The organism is Paenibacillus agaridevorans (assembly GCF_018604145.1).
GTDB classification, from domain to species: Bacteria; Bacillota; Bacilli; order Paenibacillales; family Paenibacillaceae; genus Pristimantibacillus; species Pristimantibacillus agaridevorans.
The window spans coordinates 7,674,341-7,685,991 of the sequence record NZ_CP075889.1 but is presented as its reverse complement, the minus strand read 5'-3'; the positions used below and the strand labels follow the sequence as shown (position 1 = coordinate 7,685,991).

Here is an 11,651-nt window from a genome sequence, read left to right as displayed (position 1 = left end):
TAGGCTAGCCCTTTACCGAACCGAGCATCACCCCCTTGGCAAAATGCTTTTGCAGGAACGGATACACAATCAAAATCGGGAGCGTTGCCATTAAAATCGCAGCCATCTGGATCGTCACCGGAGGAGGCGGATTCTCTAGCATGAGCATCGCTTCGTTGCCTAACGCTGCGGTCGCCTCGTTCATAATGACAATCTGCCTCAGAACGACCTGGATCGGCCATTTGGAGGAATCATTCAAATAGAGAACGCCTTCAAAGTACTTGTTCCAATAACCTACCGCATAAAACAATCCGAAGGCGGCCAGCGACGGCTTGGACAGCGGCAGCATAATGCTTGTAAATATCCGCAGCTCGCTCGCGCCGTCAATGAGGCCGGCCTCCGTCAGCTCGTTCGGTATACTTAAGAAAAACTGCCTCATCACGATCAAGTTGAAAGCACTGATCGCCGACGGAATGATAAGCGACCATGTCGAGTTCATCAACCCGACTTCCTTAACGACCAGATACGTCGGAATCATGCCAGCGTTAAACAGCAAAGTGAAAATGATGAGCAGCAATATAATGCGTTGTCCAGTCACGTTTCTCGTAAGACCGTATGCCATGGTGGCCGTCAGCAGCAGACTAACAACGGTGCCCACAATTGTGATGTACGCCGAGACGCCCAATGAGCGAATAAAGTTGTTGGAGGCAAGAATCGTCTGATACGCATCCGTCACCCAATTGGTCGGCCACATAATAAATTCTTTCTCCAGCACATCCCGCAAGGATGAGAACGATACGGAGAAAATATGCAGGAATGGGAACACCATTAACAGCGCAACGATAGCAAGAAGCAGCCAGTTGGCAGCGTCAATCATTCGATCGGTTATAGACCGGTTGTACATAGATGCAAATCACCCGACCCTCTCTTTTGAATTAATACAGTCCATCTTCGCCGAACCGCTTGGCGATCCGGTTTGCAATGACCACGAGCACGAGGCCGACGGCGCCCTTGAACATGCCTACCGCTGTCGCAAAACTGACATCGCCTTGCTGAATCCCCTTGAAGTACACATAAGTATCAAGGACGTTGCCGGTATCCATATTAAATGGATTAAGCATGAGGAAGATCTGCTCAAAGCCCAGGTCTAGCACGTTGCCCAAACGAATAATAAACATGATTACAATGACGCCGCGAATGGACGGGAGCGTAATATGCCATAGCTGCCTCCAGCGATTGGCGCCGTCGATAACGGCTGCTTCATAAAGACTCGTATTGACGCCGGCCAGCGCGGCCAGAAATATAATCGTGCCCCATCCGGATTCCTTCCAGATGATCTGCAATGTGATAAGCGGCTTAAAGAACGCGGGATCCGTCAGAAACGGGATGGCCTCTATCCCGAACCATGAGCCCAGCACGGTGTTAATCAGACCTTCTCCCCGCAGGAATACGGTGAAAATCCCCGCAACGACGACCCATGACAAGAAGTGGGGAAGGTAAACCATCGATTGCACAAATCGCTTGTATGTGCCGTTACGCACCTCATTGAGCATGAGCGCAAGCACAATCGATACCGGGAATGCGACTAAAATTTGCAGAAGCGCGATATTGATCGTGTTCCAGAGCACTCTTATAACTTCATCATCTTCGAAAATACGGGCGAAGTGGGCAAAGCCGACCCAGTCGCTCGCCCATATCCCTGCAAACGGGTTGAAATCCTTGAATGCGATTACAAGACCGGCCATCGGAAGATAGCGGAACACAAGGAAATAGAAGATGCCTGGCCATATCAGCAAATGAACGTAACGTTCCTTCCACAACCGCAGACCTATTCTTCCCCATGCGCTTCGCGACTTCGTGCTTCCCTGAACCGGGACTGTTGTTCGTATCATTACTTGCTCAGCACTCCTCGCTTTTAGTAATTAAACCATTAACTAAACATGTATTTTACCTGTATTTTATAGTGTGCGCCTATGGCTGTCAATCCTTTTTTTTAAAATGAATGCGTTTTCGATCGCACAATTGTAAGCGAATTCAAATGACAACATTCAAAAAAAACGGCAGCTGAACGAGTGGTCAGTTGCCGTCATGGGAAAATCACTATGATGAAGTAACCTGCACTATACTTTAGCAGCCCATACTTCAATTTCTATTTTTAACTCTGGCAGTCCTAACTCAGTAATATATCCAATCGTCATTGCCGGATAATCACAACTAAACATTTTCCCCCACTCTTCATAGAGGTAATCCCAATCAATTTTTTTAGTTGCCCATATATTTACTTTGATTATGTTTTCAGATGTCAGTTCCTCAGAAACTAACAATTTCCGGATATTATCAAAAGTGTTTTTTACTTGTTCGTTCAGATCCTCTGGAATCTCCCCATTTTCATCCACCCCAATTTGACCCGAAGTTACAAATAACTCTGAATTTCTGGGGATTTTGGTTATATGCGTATAGTTGCCAACGGGGTGATACATACCTGCTGGGTTTTTTCTGGATATAAACGACTTGTCCATGTTTAATTACCTCGCATTCTATAAGAGATTCACTGCCATATTTAACGTCCATTTTTGGGCAGACTTCACCCGTAAAATGAATTCTAGAAAAAAACGGCAGTCGAATATCCATATCCAAAAGATATAAACATTAAAGATTTTTTCTTCATGGATTGGATACTCCTTTCTTAATAGATTTGAAGTAATAGGATACATAAGTATTATAGTTTTTAATAAAATAAGATTCAACTATCCTACCGAGTCTAGTACTTTATTTTCAGCCTAGAACTTTTTTCTTCTGACAGCAGAAATAAAGCTTAAAATTTAACGTGCCTGTAAAAAACGTAGAACAATCGAAAGCGTTCTTCACCGGACTTGGATTCGAGCTCAACCCGCAATTTCCTGAGAATAAAACTACAACTATTGGAGACGCATTCCAATGACAACTTGCCCTGTCATCCTTTGGACATTATGCAAATCGCACGCCCATAACCCCAGTGACCAAACCGAAAATAATGCCGAAAATGCAAGCCGCCAGCCAGATTTTTCTGCTGCGTGCTTTTTTCAATAAACAGTACCCTACTATGCCAAATAAAATCCCCTCGATTAAAAACCAAGGTTCAAAGAGCACTAGATCCCACAACACAAAGGCATCTTTATGGATGTCAAATGGTCCCGTCTCCAATTCGACTACCCCGCTGATTTGAAGGACGCGATAAACAATGCCATAAATGCCGTGCGAAGCGGCTAACGAACATCCTGCCCAGGCTATAAATATCAACATATAACTAGAAACTCTGCTCTTACTCCAATAAATAAATGCAAGACCAATAAGTCCGGCAACGGTTAGAAATACGGATGCAATCCAATTAATTAATTCAAAATGGATAGATTGTATTGTATCAGGTTTTAGTATGCTCCCCCCATCCTGCCGCCTAAAGCCCAATAAAGGTGTGGCAACATATAAACGATGGACCAAATAAAAACTGCGTACCCCGACCAAACCAACGATTTTGTTTGCGTATGTTGCGTTTGCGTATGCATATCTATCACGCCCCCTAGTCATGCCGTCTATCAATCTGCTCCGTTCATTACTCCTCTTTTTCCTGCATCCTATACATCTCCGCGCTTTCGCTGAACGACGCCTTGTTCCCAAGCAAAGACAGCCGCCTGGGTCCGATCCGCCAGCTGCAATTTGCCAAGGATATTGCTGACATGACCCTTCACTGTTTGCTCGCTGATGCCCAACGCTTGCGCGATAGCCGCATTGGCGTTTCCCTGGGCGATAAGGCGCAACACTTCCAGCTCGCGATCGGTAAGATCATTAAAAACGTTCGGAATATCCTTTCGTTCCTCGCGAAGCTCCTGCACTACCCGAGCGGCCACGCGCGGATGGAGAAATGCTTCGCCGCCACGCGCTTTTCGGATAATGTCAGCAAGATCGCCCGACTGAACATTCTTTAATACGTAAGAAAGAGCTCCCGCACGTAAAGCGGGAAATATATAGTCGTCCTCCTGAAAAGAGGTCAACACGACAATCTGGGAATGGGGGCTTCTTTTCTTCACCCTGCGGATCGCTTCAATCCCGCCAATTCCCGGCATCGACAAATCCATCAGGACGACATCGGGCACCAGATCGGCTACAAGTTGTTCCGCTTCCTCTCCGGAAGCCGCTTCCCCCACGATGCGCAAATCGGATTGAGTTTCGAGAAATGAACGAACTCCCTGGCGCACCAGGCTATGATCATCAACCAATAAAATGCGAATGACATCCTCCATCGGTATTCTCACTCCCTTCACTTATAGGACTATGCACCATCATGTTTCATTGTCCTGCTGCCTCTGGCCCGGCACTGTTGCCGTCACGACAAAGCCTTGCTCCGGCTTGCTCTGGTAGCTAACCTCTCCTCCGAATGGAAGGAGCCGTTCAGACATGGAAAGGAGACCGATCCCTTTTCCTATTTCGCTTGAGACACGACACCCTCGGCCATTATCGGCAATCACCAGTGTCGTCCTATCCGGTTCGAAAATGAGTTGAATACGAACGGTACGCGCCTCGCTGTGGCGGGCAACATTCGACAACGCTTCTTGCGTTAGACGGTATAAGGCTTCTTCCAGCTGCAACGGGATTGGATTCATCCCTTGTACTTGAAAAACAACATCGATCCCTGTTCTCTCTGCCCATTGCTCGATTTGCTCACGCAGCGCTTGAGGAAACCTTTTACCTTCCAGCATGGAGGGACGCAGCTCATGGATCAGATTCGTGAGATCGTCCTGTACCTGCCCCAGTAAATCCTCTGCTTGTTCCAGACGGGGGAGCGCACCCTCTTTTCCCTGCAGCAGAAGTGCTTTCGCTCCGCTGATTTGCATAAAAAGCGCAAACAACTGCTGCTTGATGCTGTCATGCAAATCGCGCGCCATTCTCCCCCTCTCATCCAAAGCGGCTTGCTCCTGGCGCACCAGAACAAGGTGCTGTAACTGTTCGGCCATATGATTCAAGCGGCGTGTCAGCCGTCCGATTTCGTCTCCGCCGGGATCTTGCACCAAGACAAAGAAATCGCCGTGGCTCCAATGGTCGGCCGCATCCGCCAAAGTGCCGAACCGCCGAATGAGTGGCCGGGAGGTGACTGCACCAAACACAGCGCCTGCCGCCCCAACACATAGAACTATAATTACTGAGGCTGGAAGCAAGACAGTCACGCCGATTCCAAGCCATAACGAGTGGTGAATCTTGAGGTTTTCCGCCTGCATAACGAGAATTCCATCCTCCTGCTTCTCCGTTGCCCTTAGCGGTATGAATGCCAGAACTCCTGTGGATGAGCTCTCATGCGTTATCAACTTGACGTCACCCTGGCTGTCGAGATACGCTTGCAATTGATCCGCTGCCTGATTTGTGAGCTGAGCCGACAGCAAAGTTCCATGTGACGGAGGGCGGACGCCGGCCCCTGTCGATGTGAGAACTTGCCCTTGACGGTCAACGACAGCAAGGATGCCCGTGTAAGAAAACACTTTGTCCACGACTCGCTGCTGCTGCTCGAGCCAAAGAGCCAAGCCTGCACGATCGGGTCCATGATCGCCTGCCAGCAAAGAACCGGCGACATTCGCATTGCTTTTCAAAGCAGTCGTTAGCAAGAATGAGCGCGACATATACATTCCCCACCCGAGCGCCAAGAGGAGCAGAAGCTCTACAAGGAGCCATGCCAATATGCTGATCAGCATATAGGATCGCGTCAGTCGCCAATGCAGCGGCCGAAATGACTTAAAAAAACGTGTCCGCACACCACTCTCTTCTCTAGCTGGCATTTTACATTAATACCCAGGAGCACGCCGCGTACCCGCTCCCTATCCACCATGGGGTAAAGGTGCTTTTTGCTAAAGCCCAGTATGTTTGATCCACCATGATTTCTCCTTTCGTAAAATGCAATCATTCATGACATTATGAATTCCGTTATGACATTGTACGAAGCTATCACTTCTACAAAAAAAGTATATACTATAACCAACGATATGGGATGCCTCTATAGGAGTGTTTCAGACAATACTTCGGATGCATCACGGACTGCCACTTATTCGTGATCCGATCGAGATCCATGAGACCGATGAATTTCCGGATCGGCTGTCGTCTATATAAACGAAGGCATAAATGAACACAAACTAATTTGACGAAGAGGTGTTTTGAAGATGGCATTAACGTCCGCATTCACGAGCTTCAACCTGCCTGTAAAAAACGTAGAACAATCGAAAGCGTTCTTCACCGGGCTTGGCTTCAAGCTCAACCCGCAATTTCCCGAGAACGAGAATTCGGTAGCCATCGTGATCGGCGACAACCTGCAGGTCATGCTGATCAATCAAGCATTCTTTAATACGCTCACGGAGAGGGAATCCGTCGATACGGGCAAGTATGCGCAGATGACGATCGCATTGGCCTTCGAGAGTCGGGAAAAGGTCGATGAAATCGTGAATACCGCTGTCTCCTTGGGCGGGAAATTGCACGCAGAACCTGAAGATCATGGGTTCATGTATCATTGGGGCTTCGTGGACTTGGACGGCCATCTGTGGGCCATTAACTACATGAACATGGATGCGGCACAAGGTTAAGGCTAACGGAGATCACGTTCGTACCAGGGTTCATAAAGAAAGACGCCGGGCATCTTCCCCGGCGTCTTTTTCGCGATGATTAGTTTTCATTCATGATGGGAAAATCGACAAATCCAGCTTGCGAATGCGTGCAGAGTCGGAAATCAAATCGACCTCGGAGATCTTCCCGTTCTTGAGCGTAAATTGGAGTACGTAAAGAAGTTTTCCCTGCGGAGCGGCGATGACGCCTATAGAACCGTTCACGAGGGCCACCTGAGCCGCTTTCGCTCGTCCCGATACATGCTTGGCCAATGCTGCCGCGCCTCGAATCACTCGAACAGCTTCAATCTGTCGATCATCTCGAAGTACGACGTCTGGATCGAGCGTTGTAATCAACGTATCGAAATCGCCTGCGTACGCCGCAGAGAGGAATGCGTCGACCAGCTCGCGTTGGCGCGACAGATCGGGATTCAAATGCGAAACGTCCCCATGGACTCGGCGGCGTGCCCGGCTTGCAAGTTGTCTGGTCGCCATCTCGGATTTCCCTACGATCGGGGCAATTTCGGTAAATGGCATCGTAAAAATATCGTGAAGCACGAATGTAACGCGTTCCGCCGGATTCAGGTTACCGAGCACAACCAGCATCGCGAGACCAACAGATTCCGCCATCAACGCTTCCTGTTCAGGATTGCCTTGAGCTTCATCGCTTACGATTGCCTCGATCAAGTATCCTTCCAACGCTTCCTCCCTTCTGGCTTTTCGTGTACGAAGCATATCAAGGCATACTCGAGAAACAACCGTTGTGAGCCAGCCTCCAAGGTTCTTGAGATCGGTGGTATCCTTTCGACTTAAGCGGAACCAAGATTCTTGCACCGCATCCTCCGCTTCGCTCAACGATCCAAGCATTCGATAAGCCACCCCCTGAAGATGGGAGCGATGCGCTTCGAATTGCTCAGCCAACCAATCCTGCGTAGCACTCATCTTCCAATCCTTCTTTCTAATGGATTTTGCCCGAACATGTCACAAACCCGAGTTTTGATCCGTCAACCTAGTGAGGGCCGATTACCGGCACCGATATTTAACAAAGGAGTGTTTCCAATGAAACCAAGAATGAACAACCCCGCCATGATTTTACCAGAAGCAAGTCAAGCCCTACAAGCGCTTGGCAAAGCCTTGTTCGGATCTGCAGCGGTTGTGGGGCTCCCGAACAAGACATTATTTCTTGCTTATCTCCGTGCGAGCCAAATCAATGGAGACAGCGTGTGCGTCGATCTCCACTCGCGCAATGCGCAAGCGGCAGGCGAAACGGCAGACCGACTTCTCGCCGTTTCGGCATGGCGTGAAACTTCCCACTTCAATGACGCGGAACGAGCAGCCCTTGCGCTCAGCGAAGCCGTTACCCGAATTAACGACAGAGCAGATTCCGTGCCTGATGAAATCTACGACGAGGCTGCCAGACATTACGAAGAACAGGCATTGGCGACTCTGATCGCAGGTATTGCAACAGCCAACCTATATAATCGCCTCAATGTCACGACCAAGCAGATTGTTGCCCCTTCGGTCGCCAATTGAAGATAGAACAGGAAAAGAACGACTCACTGTAGTCGTCCTATCCCCATAGACCAAGCCATTTGGCGACCGGCCCGAGTGAATGCGTCGGGTATGGTGCTCCATTATAATTCCGAATATACTCTCCTCGCCAGGTCAGACGTCGGTAAGGTCCAGCTTTTTCCCAAGCATCACGCTATCGGTAAATAAATTTTACACTGGTCCATTAAATGAAGCAGCGGCAGAACAAGACTTGATAAATAAAGTCTTAGACTGCCGCTGCTTTTGTTAATTCAACGAACAACAGCAGCCGATCATGAGACCAGATGCTGTACACTGACATTATCTTATAGGTGCGAACCACCGCTAGCATCGATTACCTGACCTGTAATCCAACCACTTTCCGGGCTTGCTAGGAATGCCGCTATATCAGCAATATCCTTTGGTTCACCCCATCTCCCAAAAATCGAGAAGTTTGCACCGATCTGATAACTCTCGGAGTCTTGTAACATAGCCGCTTGCATATCCGTAGATACGAATCCTGGGGCAATTGCATTAATGGTAATTCCACGAGAACCGAGTTGGTTGGCTAGTGAAAGAGTCAGTCCATTTATAGCTGCTTTCGACATGCTGTACGCCGGTATTGCAGGCAAGGAAATGCGAGTAACTGCCGATGAAATTTGAATGATGCGCCCTTCATTGCGCAGATGAGGGAGCGCTTGCTGGATCAAGAAGAACGGAGATTTCACATTCAACGCCATCAGCGAATCAAAGTCTGCTTCCTTCGTATCTTCAATGCCGGCAGCGAGACTTGTCCCTGCATTATTAATAAGAATATCAAATTCTTTTGAACCAAATCGCGCGAGGAGTTCTTGTTCTGCTACACCCAAAAATGTCTTTATTCCATCCATTGTACCAAGGTCGGACCCAACGGCAATGGCACTTCCACCCATGCGATTAATCTCTTCGACTACTTCCTCAGCAGCATCTCTACTGGTTGCATAATGCACAACTACTGTAGCGCCTTCACGTCCAAGCCGCAATGCAATTGCTCGACCGATGCCCCGACTGCCACCTGATACGATCGCAACTTTATTGATAAGATTGCCCATGTTATCCAACTCCTGAATGTAATTTTGATTACATTTCAGTTATAACATGCCTGATATATTGAAATGTTGCGCCTTCATTTATAGGGTAGTCGAATTCCCAACAACTCATGAGAAATTGTGGACTTTCAAATAAGTTTCCCGCTCCCGCCCGACGCAGGGGATTAAAAGGACTCTATTCCCTCTGCCCTGATCCCTGAAGCGGATGAGTAAGCAGGCTGGGGAAAAGAGTGAGAAAAAGCCGAGCGAAAATCAGGAGTGGAAACCTGAAATTCGTCGGCTTAGGGGCAAACTTTAAGTGAGGAGCGGTGGACTTTGTAGGCTATTTGCTTTATTTTCCGAGTCTAATACTTTATTTTCTTTGAACAAATTCATGCAATATCAATCCCCAATTACTCCACAGTAACCGACTTCGCCAAATTCCGCGGCTTATCCACGTCATGCCCCAAAGCCAGCGAGGCGTAATACGACAGCAACTGAAGCGGCACAACAGCCAGAGCTGGCGACAAAATCGGCAGCGTCTTCGGTATCGAGAATACTTCGTCGACAGACTTCGCGACCTCGTCTTCGAAGCCGCTGTTCGCGACAGCGAGCACGTGGGCGCCGCGCGCCTTCACTTCCTTAATGTTGCTAAGCGTCTTCTCGTACAGCGACTCTTGCGTCACCAGGGCGATGACCGGTACGCCGTCTTCGATCAGAGCGAGCGTGCCATGCTTCAGTTCGCCGGCGGCGTAAGCCTCGGAGTGAATGTAAGAGATCTCCTTCAGCTTGAGCGAACCTTCCTGAGCGACAGCGTAGTCGACGCCGCGGCCGATAAAGAACAGGCTCTTGTGATGAGCCATGGACTCGGCGACTTGCTTGAGCACCGGAGCTTGCTCCAAAACGCTCTCGACTTGCTCAGGCAGCGCATGCAAACCTGCGATAATCTCCTCGACAGCGGCTTGCTCCTGCGTACCCGCCACGCGAGCCAGATGCAGGCCCAGCAGATAGAATGCGATCAACTGCGACGTGTATGCCTTTGTCGATGCGACTGCGATCTCCGGTCCCGCCCAGGTCGTAATGACATCGTTCGCCTCGCGGGCGACTGAACTGCCGACCACGTTCGTGATCGCGAGCACGCGAGCGCCGTTCTTCTGCGCTTCGCGCAGAGCGGCCAGTGTGTCGGCCGTCTCGCCGGATTGGCTGACGACGATGACGAGCGTATCTGGCGTAATAATGGGCGAGCGGTAACGGTATTCCGAAGCGACGTCGTTCTCGACCGGAATGCGAGCCAGCGTCTCGATGACCGATTTTCCCACCAAGCCTGCATGATACGCCGTACCGCAAGCGACGATATGAATTTTGCGGATGGAGCGGATATAATCATCCGTCATCGACAATTCTTTTAGATGGACGGACTTGCCGTCATCCGCGATTCTGCCGAGCATCGTGTCGCGGTAAGCTTTCGGCTGCTCGTAGATTTCTTTCAGCATAAAGTGATCGAATCCGGCTTTCTCCGCAGTTACCAGATCCCAATCGACATGGAATATTTCCTTGGAAATAGTATCGCCATCCGTCGTCATCAGTTCGACACCATTACGTGTCAGAACAGCCATTTCGCCGTCGTTCAGAATATACACATTGCGCGTATGCTCCAAAATGGCGGGAATGTCCGAACCGATGAAGTTCTCGCCTTCGCCGATGCCGATAACGAGCGGACTAGCGAAACGTACGGCTACAAGCCGCTCCGGCTCGTATTCCGTCAATACACCAAGCGCGAACGCGCCGCGCATCCGTTTTACCGCGCGTTGTACAGCCTCGACAATGTTGCCGTCGTATTCGTCAGCCACCAGATGGGAGATGACCTCCGTGTCCGTCTCCGATACGAACACATGCCCTTTGGCGATGAGCTCATCCTTCAGATCCAGATAATTCTCGACAATGCCGTTGTGCACGACCGAAAATTTCAAGGAATTGTCCGTATGCGGATGGGAGTTTACGTCGGACGGCTTGCCATGCGTTGCCCAACGCGTATGCCCGATGCCGACGGAGCCTTCCAGCGGCTCTCCCTTCAGCTTATCCTCCAGCATGGCGAGACGGCCCTTCGACTTCTTGATCTCCAGCCCTTTGTCCGTAAACACGGCGATGCCTGCCGAGTCGTAACCTCGGTACTCCAGCTTCTTTAGACCCTCGAGCAAGATTGCCTGCGACCCGCGATTACCAATATATCCCACAATTCCACACATATGAATAGACCTCCGTTAACGGTATATTTCCCCGTCCAGACGGATGCCAACCAAGGCGGCACAGGCAAATGATGAAGTTGTCTTATGATTTCCTCAAAGTAAGCATATTCGAAGAGAAGGTCGCCATCCCGAATTTCGAATCCGGCCATGCACCTTATCACGATCTCTATGATTACGAAAAAATAAGTGCGACAAAACCAACCCCATTGCCCGCG

At 49.5% G+C, this 11,651-nt stretch carries 12 protein-coding genes; 3 read left to right on the top strand and 9 right to left on the bottom strand.

The features are described from left to right. Positions 1-4: 4 nt before the first annotated feature. The 3 genes from KJW29_RS30905 to KJW29_RS30895 form a co-directional block, all read right to left on the bottom strand. Positions 5-883, bottom strand: a complete 879-nt coding sequence (locus tag KJW29_RS30905) for a carbohydrate ABC transporter permease (RefSeq protein WP_187103470.1) — start codon at positions 881-883, stop codon at positions 5-7. A gap of 31 nt (positions 884-914) precedes the next feature. Beyond that, a complete protein-coding gene (locus KJW29_RS30900; protein WP_214627471.1) occupies positions 915-1,871 on the bottom strand; it encodes an ABC transporter permease in 957 nt (318 codons plus the stop codon). A gap of 228 nt (positions 1,872-2,099) precedes the next feature. Next, complete coding sequence (locus KJW29_RS30895) at positions 2,100-2,498, bottom strand: RidA family protein (protein ID WP_214627470.1); 399 nt, start codon at positions 2,496-2,498, stop codon at positions 2,100-2,102. 308 nt (positions 2,499-2,806) lie between these two features. On the opposite strand from KJW29_RS30895, the gene KJW29_RS36975 reads away from it, so the two are divergent. Next, positions 2,807-2,920, top strand: a complete 114-nt coding sequence (locus KJW29_RS36975) for a hypothetical protein (RefSeq protein WP_425517475.1) — start codon at positions 2,807-2,809, stop codon at positions 2,918-2,920. Between the two features lie 26 nt (positions 2,921-2,946). Here the strand turns inward: KJW29_RS36975 and KJW29_RS30890 are convergent, their stop codons facing one another. The 3 genes from KJW29_RS30890 to KJW29_RS30880 are packed head-to-tail and all read right to left on the bottom strand — an operon-like array spanning position 2,947 to position 5,624. Continuing rightward, the gene (locus tag KJW29_RS30890) at positions 2,947-3,543 is read right to left on the bottom strand and encodes a DUF3995 domain-containing protein (RefSeq protein WP_246608451.1); all 597 of its coding nucleotides are present in this window, start codon (positions 3,541-3,543) and stop codon (positions 2,947-2,949) included. A 47-nt stretch (positions 3,544-3,590) separates the two neighbouring features. Beyond that, the gene (locus tag KJW29_RS30885; RefSeq protein ID WP_214627469.1) at positions 3,591-4,256 is read right to left on the bottom strand and encodes a response regulator; all 666 of its coding nucleotides are present in this window, start codon (positions 4,254-4,256) and stop codon (positions 3,591-3,593) included. Between the two features lie 39 nt (positions 4,257-4,295). Beyond that, the gene (locus KJW29_RS30880) at positions 4,296-5,624 is read right to left on the bottom strand and encodes a HAMP domain-containing sensor histidine kinase (RefSeq protein ID WP_214627468.1); all 1,329 of its coding nucleotides are present in this window, start codon (positions 5,622-5,624) and stop codon (positions 4,296-4,298) included. 534 nt (positions 5,625-6,158) lie between these two features. On the opposite strand from KJW29_RS30880, the gene KJW29_RS30875 reads away from it, so the two are divergent. After that, on the top strand, positions 6,159-6,575 hold the full coding sequence (locus KJW29_RS30875) for a VOC family protein (protein ID WP_214627467.1): 417 nt from the start codon (positions 6,159-6,161) through the stop codon (positions 6,573-6,575). A 90-nt stretch (positions 6,576-6,665) separates the two neighbouring features. On the opposite strand, the gene KJW29_RS30870 is transcribed toward KJW29_RS30875, so the two are convergent. Next, complete coding sequence (locus KJW29_RS30870; protein ID WP_214627466.1) at positions 6,666-7,535, bottom strand: sigma-70 family RNA polymerase sigma factor; 870 nt, start codon at positions 7,533-7,535, stop codon at positions 6,666-6,668. 117 nt (positions 7,536-7,652) lie between these two features. Between KJW29_RS30870 and KJW29_RS30865 the strand changes: the two genes are divergently transcribed. Continuing rightward, positions 7,653-8,126: a carboxymuconolactone decarboxylase family protein gene (locus KJW29_RS30865; protein WP_214627465.1), complete on the top strand. Its 474-nt coding sequence runs from the start codon at positions 7,653-7,655 to the stop codon at positions 8,124-8,126. Positions 8,127-8,449: 323 nt separating this feature from the next. On the opposite strand, the gene KJW29_RS30860 is transcribed toward KJW29_RS30865, so the two are convergent. Further along, on the bottom strand, positions 8,450-9,214 hold the full coding sequence (locus tag KJW29_RS30860; RefSeq protein ID WP_214627464.1) for an SDR family oxidoreductase: 765 nt from the start codon (positions 9,212-9,214) through the stop codon (positions 8,450-8,452). 389 nt (positions 9,215-9,603) lie between these two features. Further along, complete coding sequence (gene glmS, locus KJW29_RS30855; protein WP_214627463.1) at positions 9,604-11,436, bottom strand: glutamine--fructose-6-phosphate transaminase (isomerizing); 1,833 nt, start codon at positions 11,434-11,436, stop codon at positions 9,604-9,606. Between the last annotated feature and the right edge of the window lie 215 nt (positions 11,437-11,651).